General features: G+C 75.9%; 11 protein-coding genes. 5 read left to right on the top strand and 6 right to left on the bottom strand.

The features are described 5' to 3' along the window. Window positions 1-40 precede the first annotated feature (40 nt). Complete coding sequence (locus tag RM572_RS04470; protein WP_311671950.1) at window positions 41-2,815, bottom strand: lysylphosphatidylglycerol synthase domain-containing protein; 2,775 nt, start codon at window positions 2,813-2,815, stop codon at window positions 41-43. A gap of 263 nt (window positions 2,816-3,078) precedes the next feature. Here RM572_RS04470 and RM572_RS04475 point away from each other — a divergent pair, with 263 nt between their 5' ends. From RM572_RS04475 to nudC, 5 genes are all read left to right on the top strand, one after another. Further along, complete coding sequence (locus RM572_RS04475; protein ID WP_394813514.1) at window positions 3,079-3,447, top strand: MGMT family protein; 369 nt, start codon at window positions 3,079-3,081, stop codon at window positions 3,445-3,447. Window positions 3,448-3,729: 282 nt separating this feature from the next. After that, window positions 3,730-7,353 carry an ATP-dependent helicase gene (locus RM572_RS04480; protein ID WP_394813515.1) on the top strand — a complete coding sequence of 1,208 codons (3,624 nt, stop codon included), beginning with the start codon at window positions 3,730-3,732 and terminating at the stop codon, window positions 7,351-7,353. 69 nt (window positions 7,354-7,422) lie between these two features. Continuing rightward, complete coding sequence (locus tag RM572_RS04485; protein WP_311671952.1) at window positions 7,423-10,842, top strand: ATP-dependent DNA helicase; 3,420 nt, start codon at window positions 7,423-7,425, stop codon at window positions 10,840-10,842. A gap of 100 nt (window positions 10,843-10,942) precedes the next feature. After that, on the top strand, window positions 10,943-12,361 hold the full coding sequence (locus tag RM572_RS04490; RefSeq protein WP_311671953.1) for a dipeptidase: 1,419 nt from the start codon (window positions 10,943-10,945) through the stop codon (window positions 12,359-12,361). 6 nt (window positions 12,362-12,367) lie between these two features. After that, window positions 12,368-13,327, top strand: coding sequence for an NAD(+) diphosphatase (gene nudC / locus RM572_RS04495; protein WP_394813516.1), 960 nt, complete (start codon window positions 12,368-12,370; stop codon window positions 13,325-13,327). Window positions 13,328-13,476: 149 nt separating this feature from the next. On the opposite strand, the gene RM572_RS04500 is transcribed toward nudC, so the two are convergent. The 5 genes from RM572_RS04500 to RM572_RS04520 form a co-directional block, all read right to left on the bottom strand. Next, window positions 13,477-15,000 (bottom strand): S8 family serine peptidase, encoded by a 1,524-nt coding sequence (locus tag RM572_RS04500; protein WP_311671954.1) that lies wholly within the window; start codon window positions 14,998-15,000, stop codon window positions 13,477-13,479. Window positions 15,001-15,204: 204 nt separating this feature from the next. Then, a complete protein-coding gene (locus RM572_RS04505) occupies window positions 15,205-18,153 on the bottom strand; it encodes an ATP-binding protein (protein WP_311671955.1) in 2,949 nt (982 codons plus the stop codon). A 168-nt stretch (window positions 18,154-18,321) separates the two neighbouring features. Then, entirely contained in the window at window positions 18,322-19,107 is a 786-nt protein-coding gene (locus tag RM572_RS04510) for a DeoR/GlpR family DNA-binding transcription regulator (RefSeq protein WP_311671956.1), read from the bottom strand. 151 nt (window positions 19,108-19,258) lie between these two features. Further along, window positions 19,259-20,125 (bottom strand): class II fructose-bisphosphate aldolase, encoded by an 867-nt coding sequence (locus tag RM572_RS04515; protein WP_311671957.1) that lies wholly within the window; start codon window positions 20,123-20,125, stop codon window positions 19,259-19,261. Between the two features lie 5 nt (window positions 20,126-20,130). Continuing rightward, window positions 20,131-21,015 (bottom strand): SIS domain-containing protein, encoded by an 885-nt coding sequence (locus tag RM572_RS04520; protein WP_311671958.1) that lies wholly within the window; start codon window positions 21,013-21,015, stop codon window positions 20,131-20,133. Between the last annotated feature and the right edge of the window lie 106 nt (window positions 21,016-21,121).

The raw sequence follows: 21,121 nt of genomic DNA on the forward strand, positions 1-21,121 counted from the left end.
CGTACGCGGGCCGCCCGGCGTTCGCCTGTCCGGCCCGGCGTTACAGCGCGCCCTTGCGGGTGAGCTGGGTGAAGGACAGCCAGCCCGGCAGCACCGGCAGCCAGAAGGTCATCAGACGGAAGAGCAGGACCGCCGGGGTCGCGATCTCCTTCGGCACGCCGAAGGTGATGAGGCCGGCGATCAGCGCGGCCTCGACCGCGCCCAGACCGCCCGGAGTCGGTGCCGCCGAGCCCAGCGCGTTGCCCGCCAGGAAGACCACGGCGAGCGTCGCGTAGCTCATGTCGTCGTAGCCGAACGCGCGCAGCGACGCGTCCAGGCACATCAGGAACGCGAAGGGCAGCAGCAGCGTGCCGCCCACACCGGTGAGCAGCAGCTTCGGCCGCTGCACGACGTCCAGCATGCGCGGTACCACCCCGGCGAACAGCGACCGCAGCCGCTCCGAGACGAACTTCCGCAGCCCCGGGATCGCGGTGACGATCAGCACCAGCACGGCCGCGGCGAGCAGTCCGGCGATCACCGCGCGGGACGGTGACAGCGTCGGCGTGTGCTCGGTGCCGGTCAGGTAGCCGAAGGCGAGCAGCAGCAGGATGTTCGCGCCCAGGCCGAACAGCTGCGACGCGCCCACGCTGGCCACCGCGTGTCCCGGCCGTACGCCCGCCTTCTGGAGGAACCGGGTGTTGAGGGCCACGCCGCCGATCGCCGCCGGTGCCACCAGCTTCACGAACGATCCGGCGATCTGCGCCAGCACGGTGCGCGGGAACGGCACCTTCTCCGGTACGAAGCCGAGCAGCGCGATCGCCGCCGCCAGGTAGGTCAGCGCGGAGAAGCCCAGCGCGATGGCGACCCAGCTGTAGTCGGCGCCGGCCACGGCCTGGCCGATCTCGACGTGGCTGAGCTGGCTGAAGAGGAAGTACGCGGCGAGCGCACCGGCGATGAAACTGATCAGCGTGCGCGGTCTGATCCGCTCCAGCCGGGCCGGCTCGACCGGGGCCTGCGGCCGGATCAGCAGCACGTGGCTGCGGATCTGCGCCAGCAGGTCCTCCTCACGCGCCTCCTCCAGGGCTTCGTCCAGCGCCTTCTTCTCGGCGTTCTTCTCCGCCTTGAGCGCCTTGCGGTCGTGCGCGATCGCGTACGTCTCCTCGGCGGCCTCCCGCGCCTCCTTGCGCAGCCGGGAGGCCTCCAGCACCGCCTCCCGCTCCCGCTGCGCGCGTTCTTTCGCGAGCCGGCGCAGGGTGGTGCGGGTGCTGCGGCTCAGCGCGATCGGCTGGAGCAGCGGCAGGCTGTCCGCGACCACGTCCGGCCCGAGCACGGCCACCGCCGCGGCGACCGAACGTTCCGCCCCCACCCGCAGGCCGAACGTCGTCAGCAGCTGGGCCACGTCCATACGCAGCACCAGGTCCCCGGCGGCGATCTCGCCCCCTCGCAGGTCGGTGAGGAACACCGCGCCGGAACGATCCACCAGCAGCGACTCGCCGATCAGCCGCCGGTGCGCGATGCGCCGCGACTGGAGCGCCTGCACCTGTCGCCAGGTCGCCCGCATCAGGTCGTCGTCGACCTCCTCGTCGGGCAGCGCCTCGATGCTGCGGCCGTCGATGTGCTCGTAGACCAGCATCACCGCGTCGGGGCCCAGCTCGGAGGTGGCGATCAGCCGCGGCGCGTTGGCCCCCGCCGCGATGGCGGCGTAGGCGATGAGCGCCTCCTGCTCCAGCGCCTGCCGGAGCGACTGCGTGCTGCGCGGCTGGGTGAGGCCGCGCAGCGCGAGGCGGCGCCACACCCGGTAGAAGTAGCCGTGCGCCTGCTGCTCGCGGTCCACGACGGTGACGTCGAGGGACGAGCCGTCCTCCAGCCGCACGCGGTAGCGGCGGCCGCGCTCGTGGTCCGGGTGCTCGCCCTCGGGGGCGGGTTCCTCGATCCCTACCGCTCCCTCCGGCCGGAACCCGACCCGGCGCAGGCCGGCGAGCAGTGTCTGGGCGGTCGGGCGGACGTTCGGGGAACCGACGGCGTACAGGGTGCCGTAGGCGACGCTCCAGCCGACGAGCACGGTGACCGCGAGGGAGAACGGGGTGGAGTAGCCCGCGATCAGCACCGCGAAGGCGTCCAGCAGCAGCACCGCCCACAGCAGCACCCGCCACCGCGGGCGCCGCGCCATGCCCACGGCCGTCATGTAGGCGATCACCGGGGCGAGGTAGCTGTGCACCGGCGTACTGACGACGCCGTCGCCCAGCTGCTTGGTCAGGGCGTCCTCGACGGAACCCGGTGCCGCCTCGGTCACCCACAGGTCGGTGGCCAGCGACACGCCGTGCGCCAGCACGGCCGCCAGCACGCCGTCCGCGATCCGCAGGCCGTCCCGCTTGATCAGCCGCTCGATGGCGAAGGCCACCGGCACCAGCAGCACCGCGACGCTCGCCGCCAGCCCGGTCACGCTGATGAGCAGCGCCGGCGCCTGCTGGGTGCCCTTCTCGACGTCGCTCTCCAGGCCGCTGGTCGTGCCGTGCGCGAACGCGGCGATCGTCAGCACCGCGACGATGCCCAGGATGCCCAGGCCCAGGCGCAGCAGGTCGGAGGGGCGGTGCACGCGGGCGGGCAGCAGCGGCACGTCCTCGTCGATGCCGCCGTCCCACTGTGCCGCGTCGGCCGGCCCGGTGGCGTCGGCGGACGCGGAACCGCCCGGCGGGGCCTGGGTCGTTCCGGCGTCGTCGTCCGGCTCGCGGTCCGGACGCGCGGCGGCGTCGCGGCGGTCCTCCTCGCGTCCGCCGCGGTCCTGGCCGCCGCCGTCGCGCGGTGCGTCGCCGGGGCTGCCGTGCTCGTCCCGCATCTGTGCGCCGTCCTGCGAGGAACCGTCGGCGGGGGGCGCCGGCCGTTCCGGTGGCTCCGCTCTCGGTGGCTCCGCCCGAAGCCCGTTCCCCCGTCGCATGTAGGCCGCCGTCTCGTCCTGGTCTCGCATCACTTGTTACCGCCCGGACGAAGATGGTGACACGTCGGAATGGTGCCCGGGGGTATGAGGGCGTATTCGTGGGGCGCGAGATGCGTAACACTGCGCGCGGTGAGCTGTCGGTGCCGTACGGCACCATGGCTCGCATGCCAGTGAGCGAACCGCCGGAGCTGCCGGACTACGCGGAGCGTGTGCTCGAGGTGACCGAGCGCATTCCGCCCGGCCGGGTGATGACGTACGGCGACGTCGCGGAGTGGCTGGGCGAGGGCGGACCGCGTCAGGTCGGCCGGGTGATGGCGCTCTACGGCGGGGCCGTCCCCTGGTGGCGCGTCGTCCGGGCGGACGGCAGGCCGCTGCCCGGCTCCGAGCTGCGCGCCCTCGGCCACTACCGGGAGGAGGGCACCCCGCTGCGCGAGGCCGGCCGCTCGTCCGGCGACCACGGCCTCCGCCTCGACATGCGCCGTGCCCGCGGTGCGCCCGCGGCGCGCCGGGCCGACGACCCCGGTGCCCCCTGATCCGCGCGCCCTCGCCCGCCGGGTGAGGGCCCCGTGCCGGACGGGCCCTTCCGGCACGACCCCGGGCCCGGGAGGCGGCCCCGGGCGGGGCGTCCCCGGCGCGCGGCACGGCGGGGGAGGACGGAGGGCCGGGCCGGGGAGCAGACCCGGCGACCCACGGTGCGCGCCGCGTCCGCCGCGCACCCCGGGCCGGCGGGGAACCCCGCACGGCGTGTGCCCACCGCGTATCGTCGGCTCTTCGTAGCCCCCGCCGGCCCAGCCACCTTCCGCAAGGCGATCCACGTGAGCACCTCCCTTCCGTCGTCCGCGTCGCACCGGTACGCGCCGTCCGCTCCGGCGGCGGCCGGCGCATACCGGCTGCTGCGCACGCCGCCGGTGCCGGCCGACGTCCCTGCCTTGGACGCACGGCAGCGCGCCGTGGTTGACCACCCCACCGGTCCGCTGCTGGTGCTGGCCGGACCCGGCACCGGTAAGACCACGACGCTGGTCGAGGCGGTCGCCGAGCGCGTGCGCCGCGGCGCCGACCCGGAACGTCTCCTCGTGCTCACCTTCAGCCGCAAGGCCGCCGTCGAGCTGCGCGACCGGATGACCGCGCGCCTCGGCGGCACGGGTGCCCCGCAGGCCACCACCTTCCACTCCTACTGCTACGCGCTGGTGCGGGCGTACCAGGACGCCGACCTGTTCGCGGAGCCGCTGCGGTTGCTGTCCGGCCCCGAACAGGACCTCTACATCCGCGAACTCCTCGCCGGGCAGCTCGACCTCGAAGCGGAGGGACGCGGCCGCACGGCCTGGCCCGACGAACTGCGCGCCTGCCTGACCACCCGGGGCTTCGCCGACGAGGTGCGGGCCGTCCTCGCCCGCAGCCGGGAAATCGGCCTGGCCCCGGAGGCGCTGGGCACGTTCGCCCGCCGCACCGGCCGCCCCGACTGGGGCGCCGCCTCCGCCTTCCTCGCCGAATACCTGGACGTGCTCGACATGCAGGGCGTCCTCGACTACGCCGAACTCGTCCACCGGGCCGTGCTGCTGGCCGAGCGCGACCACGTCGCGGCGCAGCTGCGCGCCCGCTACGACGCGGTGTACGTCGACGAGTACCAGGACACCGACCCCTCCCAGGTGCGGCTGCTGCGCGCGCTCGGCGCGCCGACGCTGGTCGCCTTCGGCGACCCGGACCAGTCCATCTACGCCTTCCGGGGCGCGGACGTCGGCGGCATCCTCGACTTCCCGGCGACCTTCCCGCAGCCCGGCGGCGCACCGGCGCCCGTGCGGGTGCTCGGCACCTCGCGACGCTCCGGCGCGCACCTGCTGGCCGCGACGCGGGAACTCGCCCGTCGCATGCCGCTGCACCGCCTCCCCGCGGACGCCGTGCGCGCCCACCGGGCGCTGCAGCCGGGACGCGACACGGGCGGCGGCCAGGGCGAGGCCCGGGGGGACGGACGCGTGCAGGTGCTCACCTGCCCCACGCCCGGTGCGGAACTCGACACCGTCGCCGACCTGCTGCGCCGTGCCCACCTCGAGGACGGCGTGCCGTGGGGCGAGATGGCCGTCCTGGTCCGCGCGGGCGGGCGCACCCTGCCCGTGGTGCGGCGTGTCCTCACCTCGGCGGGCGTCCCCGTCGAGACGGACGGCGACGACGTTCCCCTCCGCCAGGAACCCGCCGTCGCCCCGCTCCTCACGGCCCTGCGCGCGGCCGCACAGGCTGTGACCGACGGCGCGCGCCTCCCTGCGGAGCGCGGTGCCGACGCCCTGCCGGAAGCGGGGGAGGGCTCGGGGCCGTTGCCTCCGGCCCGTCCGGGCGTCCTTCCGGGTCCGGGCGCGCCCGTGCCCACGGCACCGGCGCCCGCGTCGTCCGGGCCCGCGTCCCCCGCAGGTGCCCCCGGAACCGACGGGCCCGCCGCCGCGCCGCCCCCGGCTGCGGCCGTACCCGGGCCGGATCAGGCGGACTCCGGCACCCCTCAGGTGCCGGGTGACGCCGCACCGGACCGGGACGAGAACACCGCGCCGGACGACGGGAACACCGCGCCGGCCGCGGCGGCACCCGCCGCGCCGGGGACGGGCGCCGGGTGGGACGTGGAGACCGCGCTGACGCTCCTCGCGTCGCCGCTGGGCGGCATGGACGCCGCCGACCTGCGGCGGCTGGGCCGGGCCCTGCGGGACGAGGAACGCGCGGCGGGCCGTGCCGTGCCGCGCCCGTCCGACACGCTGCTCGCCGAGGCCCTCGCCGAGCCCGAACGCCTCGTCGCCCACGACACCGCGTACGCGCGCGGAGCCCAGCGTCTCGGGCTGCTGCTGCGCAAGGCCCGGGAACTCCTCGCCGGCGGCGGGACCGCCGAGGAGGCCCTGTGGGAGCTGTGGAACGGCACCCCCTGGCCCGACCGGCTGGAGCGCGCGGCGCTGCGCGGCGGTCCCGCCGGGCGGAACGCCGACCGCGACCTCGACGCCGTGTGCGCCCTGTTCGCCGCCGCCGCCCGGGCCGAGGAACGCATCGGCGGCCGCGGCGCGCTCAACTTCCTGGAGGAGATCGACGCCCAGGACATCGCCGCCGACACCCTCACCGCCCGCGTGTCACGCCCGGACGCCGTGCGCCTGATGACCGCGCACCGCGCCAAGGGCCTGGAGTGGCACACCGTGGTGGTGGCGGGCGTGCAGGAGGGCCTGTGGCCCGACCTGCGGCGGCGCGGGTCGCTGCTGGAGGCGGACCGCATCGGCCGGGACGGCCTCGCCGAGCCGCTGCCGCCGGGCGCGTTGCTGTCCGAGGAGCGGCGGCTGTTCTACGTGGCGGCGACCCGCGCCCGCGAACGCCTCGTCGTCACCGCCGTCCGCGCGCAGGCCGAGGACGGCGACCAGCCGTCCCGTTTCCTCGCCGAACTCGGCGTCGAGCCGCGTGCGGTGGCCGGCCGCCCGCGCCGTCCGCTGTCCGTGCCCGCGCTGGTCGCCGAACTGCGCGCGACGACGGTCGACCCGGACGCGTCCCCCGCGCTCCGCGAGGCCGCGGCCCGGCGCCTGGCCCGGCTCGCCGCCCTGCGGGACGACGAGGGCCATTCCCTCGTGCCCGCCGCGCACCCGCACCGCTGGTGGGGGCTGTACGAGCCGACCCGTGCCGAGGTCCCGCTGCGCGACCGCGACCAGCCGGTGGCGCTGTCGGGCAGCGCCCTGGACCAGCTCGCGCGCACCTGCTCCCTCCAGTGGTTCCTGGGCCGCGAGGTGAAGGCGGACGCCCCGGCGAGCACCGCGCAGGGCTTCGGCAACGTGGTGCACGTCCTGGCCGACGAGGTCGCCTCCGGCGGCACCCCGGCCGACCTGGCGACGCTGATGGAACGTCTGGAGAGCGTGTGGGACGGGCTCGCCTTCGACGCGCCGTGGAAGTCCCGCCAGGAGAAGGACAACGCCCGCGCCGCGCTGGAACGGTTCCTGCGCTGGCACGTCTCGGGCCAGGACGCCGGACGCGAAGTCCTCGGCAGCGAGCAGACGTTCGACGTCACGCTGGACGCCGGGGCGCACGAGATCCGCATCCGCGGCAGCATGGACCGCGTCGAACGCGACGCGCAGGGGCGGGCGTACGTCGTCGACTTCAAGACCGGGAAGGCCAAGCCCAGCGGCGCCGACGTCGAACGGCACCCGCAGCTCGCCGTCTACCAGCTCGCGCTGCACGCGGACGGCGCCGAGCCGGGCGGGGGTGAACTGGTGCACCTGCGGATCGGCGCGACACGGCGCGACGGCGGCGACGCGCTGCCGGCCGTGCAGCGGCAGGAACCGCCGGACGGGGAATGGGTCGGCGAGCTGCTGGCGGAGGCCGCGGGCCGCGTCCTGGACGAGCGCTTCGCGCCGTCGACGGGCGCGCACTGCGGCAACTGCGCGTTCCGGTCCGCGTGTTCGGCGCAGCCCGAAGGGCGCCACGTCGTCGAGTGAGGACCGGCGGGCGCGGCGCGGAGCCCCACCGCGGCCCGTTGTCGGACCCGGCGGATACCGTCTTGCAGCGTGCCCGCACCACCTCCGCTCACCGACCCCGGACAGCTCAAGGCGCTGCTCGGCATCCCGTTCACCCCCGAACAGCTCCGCTGCATCACCGCGCCGCTCGCGCCGCAGGTCATCGTCGCGGGCGCCGGGTCGGGGAAGACCACCGTGATGGCCGCGCGCGTCGTGTGGCTGGTGGGCACCGGTCAGGTCGCCCCCGAGCAGGTGCTCGGGCTGACCTTCACCAACAAGGCCGCCGGAGAACTCGCCGAACGCGTGCGCGCCGCCCTCGTGCGGGCCGGGGTCACCGACCCCGATCCCGCCCCCGCACAGACGGCGGACGAGGACCCGCCCGGCGAACCGCAGATCCTCACCTACCACGCGTTCGCCGGGAGGCTCCTCAAGGACCACGGCCTCCGCCTCGGCGTCGAGCCCGGCGCCCGGCTGCTCGCCGACGCGACCCGGTTCCAGCTCGCCGCCCGCGTGCTCGCCGCCGCGAGCGGCCCCTTCGAAGGGCTGCGCAACAGCCTCAGCACTCACGTGCAGGACCTGCTGTCCCTCGACGCCGAACTGTCCGAACACCTGGTGCCGCCCGCTCGCCTGCGCGCGTACGACGCCCGGCTGCGCGCCGAGCTCGCCGCCACCGAGCTCACCAACAAGGACCTGCGGCGCGTCCCCGAGACCGCGATCGGCCGTGCCGAACTCCTCGGCCTGGTCGAGGAGTACCGGGCCCGGAAACGTGACCGCGACCTGCTGGACTTCGGCGACCAGATCGCGCTCTCCGCCGCCCTGGCCCGCGACGTCCCGGAGGTCGGCCGCATCCTGCGCGACGCATGCCGGGTCGTCCTCCTCGACGAGTACCAGGACACCTCCGTCGCCCAGCGCATCCTGCTCGCCGGCCTGTTCGGCGCGGGCGCGGGCGGCGGCGCCAGCGCCGGCGCCGGACACCCGGTGACCGCCGTCGGCGACCCCTGCCAGGCCATCTACGGATGGCGCGGCGCGTCCGTCGCCAACCTGGACGACTTCCCGCGCCACTTCCCCCTCCGGGACGGCACACCCGCCCCCCGTTTCGCGCTGAGCGAGAACCGTCGCAGCGGCGGTCGCCTGCTCCGTCTCGCCAACGCGCTCGCCGCGCCGCTGCGGGAGCGGCACGAAGGTGTCGAGGCGCTGCGTCCCGCACCCGGCGCCGAACACGACGGCCTGGTGCGCTGCGCCCTGCACGCCACGCACGCCGAGGAGCTGGACTGGCTCGCCGACTCCCTCGCGCACCTGGTGCGCACCGGCACCCCGCCCGGCGAGATCGCCGTCCTGTGCCGCACCGGCGGCGACTTCGCCGCGGTCCAGGGCGCCCTGGTGGAGCGGGACGTGCCGGTCGAGGTCGTCGGCCTCTCCGGGCTCGTCCACCTGCCGGAGGTCGCCGACCTGGTCGCCGTGTGCGAAGTGCTCCAGGACCCGACGGCCAACGCACCCCTGGTACGGCTGCTGAGCGGGCCCCGCTGGCGCATCGGCCCGCGGGACCTGGCACTGCTGGGCCGGCGGGCCCGGCTGCTGGTCCGGCGGGACGACGCGGCGGCCGGCGACGACGCCGACCTGCGCCTCGCGGCAGCCGTGGAGGGCGTCGACCCGGCCGAGGTGACCTCCCTCGCGGACGCGCTGGACACCTTCCTCGAGGGCGACGCCGACGACGAACTCCCCTTCTCCGCCGAGGCCCGCGTCCGCTTCGCCCGGCTGGCCGCCGAGATCCGCGACCTGCGCCGGTCCCTGGGCGACCCGCTGATGGACGTGCTGCACCGCGTCCTCGCCGTCACCGGGCTGGAGGTCGAACTCTCCGCCTCCCCGCACGCGCTGGCCGCCCGCCGCCGCGAAACCCTCGGCGCCTTCCTGGACATCGCCGCCGGGTTCGCGTCGCTCGACGGCGAGACCACGCTGCTCGCCTTCCTCGGATTCCTGCGCACGGCCACCCAGTACGAGAAGGGCCTGGACGGTTCGCTGCCCGGCGGGGAGAACACCGTGAAGGTGCTCACCGCGCACAAGTCCAAGGGCCTGGAATGGGACGTGGTCGCCGTACCCGGCCTGGTGGCCAAGCAGTTCCCCAGCACTCAGCCCCGCGAGTCCTGGCTCACCCGCCCCGGCGTCCTGCCGCACGACCTGCGCGGCGACGCCGACACCCTGCCCCGCGTCGAAGGATGGAACGCCAAGGCCCTCAAGGCGTACGACGTCCGGCAGCGCGACCACCAGGCCACCGAGGAACTGCGGCTCGGCTACGTCACCTTCACCCGCCCCCGGTCGCTGCTGCTGGGCTCCGGACACTGGTGGGGACCGACGCAGAAGCGCCCGCGCGGGCCGTCCGCCTTCCTGGAGGCGCTGCGCGACCACTGCGCGGCCGGCCCGGCGTACGGCGAGGTCGAGGCGTGGGCCGACGCGCCGGAACACGGCGCGGAGAACCCCGCCCTGTCCGGTGACGGCGACGACGCGGCCTGGCCGCTGCCGCTCGACCCGGTCGCGCTGCGCCGCCGCCGGACCGCCGCCGCGCGCGTGCTGGCCCACCTGCACGGCGACGGCGCGGCACGCGGCGAGGACGGTGGCGGCGACCGGGGCCACCGCGGCAAGGACGGTGGCGGCGACCGGGGCCACCGCGGCGAGGACGGTGGCGGCAACCCCGGCGGGAGCGACGCCGACGCGGTGCCGCCGGCCACCGCCCTGCCCGGCCCGCGTGACGGGGGCGCGGACGCCCCCGCCGGGCTCGCGCCCGAGGACGCACGGCTGGTGGAGGGGTGGGACCGCGACCTCGACGCGCTGGAGGGCGAACTGCGCCGCTCCCGCGCCACCGTGCACGACGTGCCGCTGCCCGGGTCGCTGTCCGCCTCCCAGCTGCTGCGGCTGGCCGCCGACCCCGACGGGTTCGCCCGCGAACTGGCCCGCCCCATGCCCCGCCCGCCCCAGCCGGCCGCGGCCCGCCGGGGCACCCGCTTCCACGCCTGGGTGGAGTCCCGCTTCGAGGAGCTGACGCTGCCGATGCTCGGCCCGGACGAGCTGCCCGGCGCCGACGAAGCGGCGGGCATCGAGGACGAACGGGATCTCGCCGCGCTGAAGGCGGCCTTCGCCCGCACCGCGTACGCGCACCGGACGCCGTACCGGGTCGAGGCGCCGTTCCAGCTCGCCCTCGCGGGGCGCACCGTGCGGGGCCGGATCGACGCCGTCTACCGGGAGGACGGCGCCGGGCCCGACGGCGGCCCGGCGTACGAGATCGTCGACTGGAAGACGGGACGCCGGCAGGACGCGGACCCGTTGCAGCTCGCGGTGTACCGGGTGGCGTGGGCCGAGCAGTGCGGCGTCCCGCCGGAGGCGGTGACGGCGGCGTTCCTCTACGTGCGCTCCGGCCGTGTCGTGCGGCCGCCGGACCTTCCCGACCGCGCGGCGCTGGAGCGGCTGCTCCTGCCGTGAAGCCCGGGCGCCCGCCTGCCGCGGCTCCCCGCCCCGGCGCCCGCCGGGGGCACCCCGACGGCGGGGAAGGACCGGGGGAGGGGCCGGATAGGGTCGGGGCATGAGCACCACCCCGGACAGCGCGGTCCGCAGTTACGTCGACACCCACCGTGAGGACTTCCTCGCCGCCCTGGAGGACTGGCTCCGCATCCCCTCCGTCTCCGCCGATCCGGCGTACGCCGCCGACGTGCGGCGCAGCGCCGGCTGGCTGGCGGACGCCCTGCGCGCGACCGGATTCCCGACGGTCGAGGTGTGGCAGACCCCCGGCCACCCCGCCGTGTTCGCCGAGTGGCCCTCCGGCGACCCCGGTGCGCCCACCGTGCTGGTCTACGGCCACCACGACGTGCAGCCCGCGCAGCGTGCCGACGGCTGGCACACGGACCCGTTCGAGCCGGTCCGCCGGGACGGCCGGCTGTACGCCCGGGGCGCCGCCGACGACAAGGGGCAGGTGTTCTTCCACACGCTCGGCGTCCGCGCGCACCTCGCCGCCACCGGCCGCAGCGCGCCCGCCGTGAACCTCAAGCTGGTGATCGAGGGCGAGGAGGAGTCCGGCTCCCCGCACTTCCCCGATCTGGTGCGTGCCCACGCGGACCGGCTCGCCTGCGACGCGGTCGTCGTCTCCGACACGGGCATGTGGGCGGCCGACACCCCCACCGTCTGCACCGGCATGCGCGGGCTCACCGACTGCCAGATCGACCTGTACGGGCCGGACCAGGACATCCACTCCGGTTCCTTCGGCGGGGCGGTCCCCAACCCGGCGACCGAGGCGGCGCGGCTGGCCGCCTCCCTGCACGACGACGACCGCCGGGTCGCGATCCCCGGCTTCTACGACGGCGTGATCGAACTGTCCGACCACGAGCGCGCGCTCTTCGCCGAGCTGCCGTTCGACGAGGCGGCCTGGCTGCGCACCGCGCACTCGCACGCCGCGAGCGGCGAGCGCGGGTACACCACCCTGGAACGCATATGGGCCCGCCCCACCGCCGAGGTCAACGGCATCGGCGGCGGCTACCAGGGCCCCGGCGGCAAGACGATCGTCCCCTCCGCGGCCCAGCTGAAGCTCTCCTTCCGGATGGTCGCCGGGCAGGACCCGGAGAAGGTCCAGCAGGCCGTACGGGACTGGGTGGCGCGGTCGGTGCCCGCCGGGATCGGGCACGAGATCACCTTCTGGGGCGCCACCCGCCCCTGCCTGACGCCCCTCGACCACCCGGCCCTGCAGTCCACCGTCCGCGCGATGAGCCGCGCCTTCGGCCGCACCGTCCGGTTCACCCGCGAGGGCGGATCCGGGCCCGCCGCCGACCTCCAGGACGTGCTGGGCGCCCCCGTGCTGTTCCTCGGCATCTCCGTCCCGTCCGACGGCTGGCACGCGCCGAACGAGAAGGTCGAACTGGACCTTCTCGCGAAGGGCGTCGAGACCGCCGCCTACCTCTGGGAGGATCTGGGCCTGAACTGGACGCACGCCGCCGACGAGGGGAACCGGTAAGCAGCCGTGACCATCTGGACACCCGACGCCGACAGCTCCGAAGCCGCCCCCGCCATCACCCTGACCGGGACCGGCGGCATCGACCGCGCCGCACACCGCCGCCTCGACGAGGCGTGGCTCGCGGCAGCGTGGAGCCATCCGACGACGCGCGTCTTCGTGGTGTCCGGCGGGCAGGCGCTGATCGAGGACACCGGGGACGGGTGCACCGAGCTGGTCACCATGCCGTCGTTCGACGCGCCCGTCACCGAGTCGCACCGCTACTTCCTCGGCGTGGACCCGGAGGGAGTCGCCTACTTCGCGCTGCAGAAGGACGCCCTCCCCGGCCGGATGGACGACATCGCCCGCCCGGCCGGGCTGCGCGAGGCCGGCGTGCTGCTGCCGGAGCGGGACGCGGAACTCCTGGTGCACGCCGTCGCGCTGGAGAACTGGCAGCGTCTGCACCGGTTCTGCTCCCGCTGCGGCGAACGCACCGTGATCGCCGCCGCCGGCCACGTGCGCCGCTGCCCCGCCTGCGGCGCCGAGCACTACCCGCGCACCGACCCGGCGGTCATCATGCTGGTCACCGACGCGCACGACCGCGCCCTGCTGGGCCGCCAGGTGCACTGGCCGGAGGGCCGCTTCTCGACCCTGGCCGGCTTCGTGGAGCCGGGCGAGTCCATCGAGCAGGCGGTGGTCCGTGAGGTCGGCGAGGAGGTCGGCGTCGAGGTGCCCGTGGAGGGCGTCGCGTACGTGGGCAGCCAGCCGTGGCCGTTCCCGTCCAGCCTGATGCTCGGGTTCACCGCGCGCGCCTCCTCCTCCCGCATCCAGGTGGACGGTCACGAGATCGGGGAGGCCCGCTGGTTCTCCCGCGACGACCTGCGCGCCGCGTTCGCCTCCGGCGAGGTGCTGCCGCCGTCGGGCATCTCCATCGCCGCGCGTCTCGTCGAACGCTGGTACGGCGAACCCCTGCCCCGGCCCGGTCGCTGAGCCGGTTGCCGAACGGCGCCGCTCCACGGGAACGCGCTGCACGGATCACGCCGACCTCGCAGGCGGAGAGCCCCGGCACGCGGTCGCGCGTGCCGGGGCCCTCGTTCATGCTCCGGTGCAGGTTCGGCGGCCCCTCCTCCGCCGCCGCGTCACTGCGGGAAGCAGAACGCGGAGCCGCTGCCGAAGTCGAAGCACTGGAGGCTGCGGGTGGCGGTGTCCGTCCGCCCCTCCTCGTCCGCGACGGTCAGGCTGACCGTCGGCGTGCCGGCACCGGAGTACCCGTGCCGGGCGGTCTCGCCCTCGCCGGCGGTGCCGTCCCCGAAGTCCCAGGCGTAGGAGACGATCCCGGCGTCGTCCGTGGACCGGCCCGCGTCGAAGGTGCAGCCGGAGTCGAAGCCGCACTGCACGTCGAACGCCGCCCGCGGCGCCTCGCCGTTCGGCGGCTCCCCGCCTCCGTCGCCCAGCCGGGAGACGTTCAGCAGCAGGTTCGGCGAACCGCCGCCCGGGTTGGACACCTCGCCGGAGTCGGTGGCGCCGACGAGCGCCTGGTGCACCTGCTGCGGCGAGGCCCCGGGGTTCTCCGACAGGTACAGCGCCGCCGCGCCGGCCGCGTGCGGGGTGGCCATCGAGGTGCCGCTCAGGTTGTGCGAGCCGCCGCCGTTGCGGGTGGAGGTGATGTCGCTGCCCGGCGCGAACAGGTCCAGGCAGGAGCCGTAGTTGGAGTAGCTCGCGCGGGCGTCGCTGCGGGTGGTGGCGCCGAGCGTGAGGACGCCCGGTACCCGGGCGGGGCTGGTGTTGCAGGCGTTCTCGCTCGCGTTGCCCGCGGCGACCGCGAACTGCACGCCCGCGTCCAGCGCGCCCCGCACCGCGTCGTCCACGGAGGAGCTGGCTCCGCCGCCGAGGCTCATGTTTGCGATGGACGGGCCGTCCGCGTTCCGGGCGACCCAGTCGATGCCGCCGATGATCTGCGACCACTGCCCGGTGCCCTGGCAGTTCAGGACGCGGACGGAGACGAGGTCGACGTTCTTCGCCACGCCGTGGTCCCGGCTGCCGACGGTACCTCCGACGTGCGTGCCGTGCCCCTGGCAGTCGCTCGCGTCCGTGTCGTCGTCGATGAAGTCGTAGCCGCTGCGTGCCCGGCCCTCGAACTGCGGGTGGTCCAGGTCCATGCCGGTGTCCACGATGTACGCGGTGACGCCGTCGCCCTCGTTCGGGTAGGTGTAGCTCTGGTCCAGGGCGCCGTCGACGCGGTCCAGGCCCCAGGAGGGCGGGTTCGGCTGGGTGCCGGTGGCCCGCGCTACGCCGTCCGCCTCGACGTACCGGACGGCGTCGTCGGCCGCCAGCTCCCGGGCCTGCGCCGCGGTGGCCGACACCGCGAACCCGCGGAAGGCCGCGGAGTACACCCGCTCCACCTCGCCGCCGTGGTCCGCCGCCAGGCTCCGTGCCGCGGAGCGCACCTGTGTCCGCGCGTCGGCCTGCACCGACGCCTCGCCCTTCAGCGCCACGATGTACCGGCCCTCGACCGCCCCGGGGGCGTCCGCGTTCCGGATCACCTCGCGCGGTGCGTCCGCGCCCGGTTCGCCGGCCGACGCGGTGTGGCCCGCGGCCAGCAGGGCGGCCGTGGCCACGGCCCCGCACGCGAGCGCTCTGAAGCGCCTCGTTCCCATCTGCATGCTTCTGCTCCTTCGGTGGGGTCTCCGGCCGGCGGGGGAGCGCCGGCCGAACGCGACCTCACCTTCGGGGTGGGCCCGGCGCGGAACAATCCGGGATGCGGTACGTAGGGCTACGCAAAGTCGGCGCCGGAGGCGCCGTTGCACACCGTGCCGGAGGCGCTGTTGCACAGTGCCGGACGGCGCCGGTTCACGCCGTGCGCCGTGTCACGCCGTGCCGGGCAGCGCGATCTCTTCGCGGGAGGAGACGTTCAGCTTCCGCAGCACCCGGGCGACGTGCTGCTCGACGGTGCGCGGCGACAGGAACAGCACGTCGGCGATCTCCCGGTTGGTGCGGCCCAGCGCCACAAGCCGGGCCACCTCCGTCTCGCGCGGCGACAGCGCGTCGCCGTACCCGCGACGGCCACGCCGCGAGGGCAGGACGACGCCGCTGCCGCGCAGCACCCGGCGGCAGCGTGCCGCGTCCCGCGTCGCCCCGAGGGCGGCGAACTCCTCCGCCACCGCGGCGAGTTCCTCCGACGCGTCGGGCAGGCCCGCCGCGAGCCGGCAGCGTGCGGCCGCCTCCCCCGTACGGGCGGCCGAGTACGGCTGCGGCAGCGCCGCGTACGCCTCCCGGGCCGCGCCGAACACCTCCGCCGCCTCGTCCTGGCGGCCGGAGGCCGCCGCGAGTACGCCCCGGCACGCCCGCAGGGCCGCGCGGGCCAGGGGCGCGTCGCGTCCCTCGATCCCGGCCGCGAACTCGTCGGCGATCCGGGCCCCGTTCTCCGGGCGCCCCGCGCGCACCAGGGCGGCGACCGCCATCGGCGCCAGGTCGCCCGCCCACACCCACACGCCCTTCCGCCGGATCCGTGCCACACCGCTCTCGGCCTCCGCGCAGCCCGCCTCCGGCTCCCCGCGCGCCAGGTGCAGCCGGGCCGTGGCAGCGGAGGCGCAGGCCAGGATGGGAGCGGGAGCGTTGCCCGGGTCGGCGAGCCCGGCCGCCTCCAGCTGCTCCACCGCCTCGTCCCATTCGCCCCGCGCGGACGCCAGCAGGCCCAGCACCAGCCGCGCGTCCGCGGCGATCCCGGACACCCCCTGCACCACCTCCAGGGTGTGCCGGGCGCGTTCGGCAAGGCCCGTCCACCGTCCCGCGTACCACTCCAGGCGCAGCGCCGTGCCCTCCACGATGCCCTCGAAGAACGCCGCCCCGCACTGCGCGGCCAGCCGACGGCCCTCCGCCCGGTACCGCCAGGCCGCCGCGTAGTGCCCCAGCGAGGTCGCCGCCTCGGCGAAGTTGCCGCAGGCGCGCGCCACCTGACGGACGTCGCTGTCCGCGCCGGCCTCACGGATGAGCCGCTCGGCCGCGGCGGCGGCCTCCGGATCGCCGGTCGACATCCGCAGCGCCAGGTGGTTGCCGCGGACCGCGGTGCGGAGTGCCGGATCCCCCTCGCCGGCGACCAGTTCCTCGGCGCGCTCGATCCACCGTTCGCAGGTGGCCAGCGGGTGCACGTCCCAGCTGGGGAACGCCAGGGCGGCCATGCCGCGGGCGGCGAGCGCCGGGCGGTCGCGCAGCTCCTCCACGGCGAGTTCGGTGGCGACCCGGCCCTCGGTGTAGTTGCCGGCCTGGTTGTAGAGCAGGAGCCCCAGGTTGAGCCGGATCTCGCCGCGCAGTCCTTCCGGAATCCGGTCGTCCCGCACGACGCGGCTCAGCAGCCGGGTGGCGCGCCGGTGCGCCAGGCCGACCACCGCGTCGCGGCTCAGCTCGGCGGCGATCCGTGCGCACTCCAGCCTCTCCAGCCGCGCGTCGGACAGCAGTTCCTCCAGCACCTGCACGGCGAGCGCCACGTCGCCCATCTCCCGGGCGGACGCCGCGGCGGCCTCGGCGTAGCGCTGCCACTCGGAGACCGGGCCCGCCTGCCGCGCGTGGTGGGCCAACTGGACCAGGGGCTGCGGCTGCTCGGCGGCCAGCACCTCCCTCGCCCTCCGGTGCAGCCGGTGCCGGTCCGGGCCGGGCAGCGCGGCGTACACGGCCTGCCGGGCCAGCGAGTGGCGGAAGCCGTACCGGTCGGCTCCCGACTCGTGGAGCACCCCGGCGCGCAGCGCCTCGCGCAGTGCCGCCGCGGCGCCGTCCGCCGTGCCGTCCGCGGTGCCGTTCGGGGGGCCGCTCGTGCCGCGCGTCGCGCCGTTCGGGGAGAGGGCCGGGGTGCCGGGGCCGTCCATGACGGCGGCGATCAGCCGTTCTCCGGCCGGCACCTGGAGCACCGCGGCCGCGCGCACGGCGTCGGCTGCGGCGGGGGAGAGCCCGGCCATCCGGTCGGCGATGGCGTCCCGGAGCAGCGCCGGCACCTCCATCTCGTCCAGCGCGTCCCGGCCCGCCTCGACGTCGCGCCACCGCTGCCGCACGTCGCCGGGCAGCGCGCGGATCACCTCCTCCAGCACCAGGGGGATGCCCGCGGTGCGCCGGTGCAGTTCGGCGGCGAACTCGCCGGAGGCCTCCGCGGAGGCGGTGAGCGAGGCGTAGAGGCTGCGCACCGAGGGAACGTCCAGCGGGCCCAGCGGGATCAGCACGGACGTGGTGCCCGGCGGGTGCCGGTAGGCGCGTCCCAGGGGGAGGCCCGCGCCCGGCAGGTCCTCGCGCCGGTAGCCGAGTACGACCGCGAGCCCGTCCGGCGGGTCGTCCACGAGGAACCGCAGCAGGTCGCGGGTGCCGTCGTCGGCCCAGTGCAGGTCCTCCACGACGATCACGACCCCGCCCAGCGCCTCCAGCAGGGCGCGCACCGCACGGAAGAGCTGGTGCCGGCCGGCCCGCAGGTCCCGCAGCGGCTCGGGCCCGGGCGGCAGACTGCCGGCCAGTTCCGGCAGGTAGGGGCGCAGCGCGCCGCATACCGGGTCCAGCCCGGTGGGCAGTCTTTTCGCCAGCCGGCGCAGCAGGTCGAAGACCGGGCCGTAGGGAAAGGGCTCGCGCAGCGGCTGGCAGGTGCCGAGGAGCACGCGGCGGCCGCGCACCGACGGGTGTCCCAGGGCCTCGCGGATCAGCCGGGTCTTGCCGATGCCGGCCTCGCCCTCCACGAAGGCCACCGACGGCGGGTGCGTCACCGCGTCGAGCAGTGCGTGCAGTTCGCCGGTGCGCCCGACCAGCACGGGAGCCTCCGCGGAGCGGAGCAGCGGTTCGGTCATGGCGACTCCGGGCCGCTGTGGGGTCCGGGCGGCCCGCACGGGCGGCGGCTGGCGCGTACGGCGGCGACAGCGGCAGTCTCGTGCACGGTCGAGCGCGCGACAAGACGTGCGTGCCACGTGCGTGCCACGTGCGCGGGGTGTGCCCGCGGGGCGCTCGGCGCTCTCGCGTCAGACGCGGCGGACGTCGACGCCCGCCGCGATGAAGCGTTCCACCATCTCGTCAGGGGCTTCGGAGTCGGTGATCAGCACGGAGATCACGTGCACCGGGCAGACCTGGGCGAAGGCCCGGCGTCCCAGCTTGGTGGAGTCGGCGACCACGACGACCGTCTCGGCCCGCTCCGCGAGGGCCCGGTTCGCCCCCGCCTCGCCCTCGTCGTGGGTGGCGGCGCCGAACTCCGGGTGCACCGCGTCGACCCCGAGGACGGCGCGGTCCAACGCCAGTCCCCGGAGCCCCTCGGTGGCGAGCGGGCCGGTGAGCTCGTAGGAGTTGGGGCGGGTCACGCCACCGGTGACCACGGTCTTCACGTGGGGGCGGACGGCGAGTTCGTTGGCGATGTTGATGGCGTTGGTGACGAGGGTGAGCGCCGGGGTGCTGGTCTCGCTCATCAGGTCGGTGCGGGTGGCCAGTTCGCGCGCCACTTCCGAGGTGGTGGTGCCTCCGTTGAGACCGACCACGCTGCCGGGGGCGACCAGGGCGGCCGCCGCACGCGCGATGCGGTGCTTCTCGTCCGCACGGCGCGCGGTCTTGTAGCGCAGCGGCAGGTCGTAGGCGACGGCGCTCAGGACCGCGCCCCCTCGGGTGCGGGTGAGCATCTGCTGCCCGGCGAGCTCGTTCATGTCGCGGCGGACGGTGGCGGCGGAGACCCCGAGCCGTTCGGCGGCCTGGGCGACGTCGATCCGGCCCTCTTCGCCCAGGATCTCCAACAGCCGGGTCCATCGCTCGTGTGCCGCCACCCGCTTCTCCTCACTCGTCCGTGCAGGTGCCGAGCGTACCGCGCACGGCGCTGCGCGTTCCGGGGCGCTGTGTGCAACCGTCCGGTGCGCGGTACTGCGCACGTTTGCGCGGAAGTCTTGGGGCGGGGTGTGCGGGGGTGGCGTGCCGGGCTCAGTGCGGTCGGCCCTCGCCGGAGACGGCGGCGAGCATGCGCACCACGGCGTCGGTCATCGCCTCGCGGCCCTCGCGCAGGTACGCGCGGGGGTCGACGCGTTCCGGCTCCGCCGCCAGGGCGGCCCGTACGGCCCCGGTCATGGCGATGTTGAGGGCGGTGCCGATGTTGACCTTGGCGATGCCGCCGGCGACCGCCCGGGCGAGCTCGGCGTCGGGCACGCCGGACGAGCCGTGCAGCACCAGCGGCACGTCGAGCGCCCGGTGCAGGGCTCCGAGCAGGGCGTGGTCGAGCCGGGCGTCGCGGGTGGTCATGGCGTGCGAGCTGCCGACGGCGACGGCGAGCGCGTCCACGCCGGTGGCCTCGGTGAACCGGCGGGCCTCGTCCGGATCGGTACGCGCGCCCGGCGCGTGCGCGTCGAGCGGGCCGCGGCCGTCCTTGCCGCCGACCTCGCCGAGTTCGGCCTCCAGCCACAGGCCGTGCGCGTGCGCCCACGCGGCCGCCTTCCGGGTGGCGGCGACGTTCTGCGCGTACGGCAGGTGCGCGGCGTCGAACATGACCGACCCGAAGCCGCAGCCGGGCGCCTGCTCCAGCAGCGCGCGGTCCTTCACGTGGTCCAGGTGCAGTGCGAGCGGCGCCGTGCCCTGCCGGGCGCACTCCGCGGCGGCCGCCGCCAGCGGCCCGGGCCGGCCGCCGTGGAAACGCACGGCGTTCTCGCTGACCTGGAGGATCACCGGCAGGCCCGCGCGCTCGGCGCCGGCGACCACGGCCTCCACGTGCTCCAGCGTGATGACGTTGAAGGCGGCCACGGCCGCGCCGCGGGCGGCCGCATCGGCGACCAGCGTTCCGGTGGGGACGAGGGGCACGGCGCTCAGCCGTCGGCGAGGATCACGGAGCGGGTCAGATTGCGGGGCCGGTCCGGGTCCAGCCCGCGCTCCGCGGCGACCGCGGCGGCCAGCCGGTGCACGGAGACCAGCGAGGCCAGCGGGTCCAGCGTGCTCTCGATCCACCGTGCGCCGGTCGCCGTGACCTGCTCGGGGAGCCCGGCGGGCGCCGGTCCGAACATCCAGGTGACGGTGGACCGGTCGGCGATGCTGATCGGTCCGTGCCGGTACTCCATGGCGGGATAGGACTCGGTCCAGGACCGGGTCGCCTCGCGCATCTTCAGCGCGGCCTCGTGGGCGAGCCCCACCGTCCAGCCGCTGCCGAGGAAGGTGAACTGCGAGGCCGGGGCGAGGCCTTCGGGGAGCGGCTCGGCCAGGGCCCGCCGGGCGTCCCGCTCCACTCCCGCGTCGTGCAGGCCGAGGCCCGCGCGCAGGAAGGTCAGGGCGCTGGTCGCGAACCGGGTCTGCACCACCGAGCGTTCGTCGGCGAAGTCCAGCACGGCGAGCGCGTCGGCAGCGGACGCCACCGGGGTGCGCGGGTCGGCCGTGACGGCGAGCGTGCGCACCGCGCCGCGGAGCCCGGCGAGCAGGTCGAGCACCTCGGTGGTGGTGCCGGACCGGGTCAGGGCGACCACCTGGTCGTAGCGGCGGCCGCGCGGGAACTCGGAGGCCGCGAAGGCGTCGGTCTCCCCGAGTCCGTGGGACTCGCGCAGCGCGGCGTACGCCTGGGCCATGAACAGAGAGGTGCCGCAGCCGACCACGGCGACCCGCTCGCCGTTCACGGGAAGCAGGTCGCCGCGGGCCGCGGCCAGTGCGGCGGCACGGCCCCAGCACTCGGGCTGGTCGGCCGTCTCCGCTTCGAGGTGCGTCACGGGCCCTCCTCGGCGTGAATCGCTTGACGTTTTCTGAGTGTTATGCAGGCCATTCAAGCATATGCGCGCACGGCGCCCCGCTCGTGGCCGTGGGGCGCCGTGCGTG

Source organism: Streptomyces hazeniae, assembly GCF_031845485.1.
GTDB lineage: Bacteria > Actinomycetota > Actinomycetes > Streptomycetales > Streptomycetaceae > Streptomyces > Streptomyces hazeniae.

Coding starts and splice junctions, on each gene's coding strand:
- RM572_RS04470 (WP_311671950.1), bottom strand. CDS start 2,815: ATGCGGGACGAGCACGGCAGCCCCGGCGACGCACCGCGCGACGGCGGC.
- RM572_RS04475 (WP_394813514.1), top strand. CDS start 3,079: ATGCCAGTGAGCGAACCGCCGGAGCTGCCGGACTACGCGGAGCGTGTG.
- RM572_RS04490 (WP_311671953.1), top strand. CDS start 10,943: ATGAGCACCACCCCGGACAGCGCGGTCCGCAGTTACGTCGACACCCAC.
- RM572_RS04500 (WP_311671954.1), bottom strand. CDS start 15,000: ATGCAGATGGGAACGAGGCGCTTCAGAGCGCTCGCGTGCGGGGCCGTG.
- RM572_RS04505 (WP_311671955.1), bottom strand. CDS start 18,153: ATGACCGAACCGCTGCTCCGCTCCGCGGAGGCTCCCGTGCTGGTCGGG.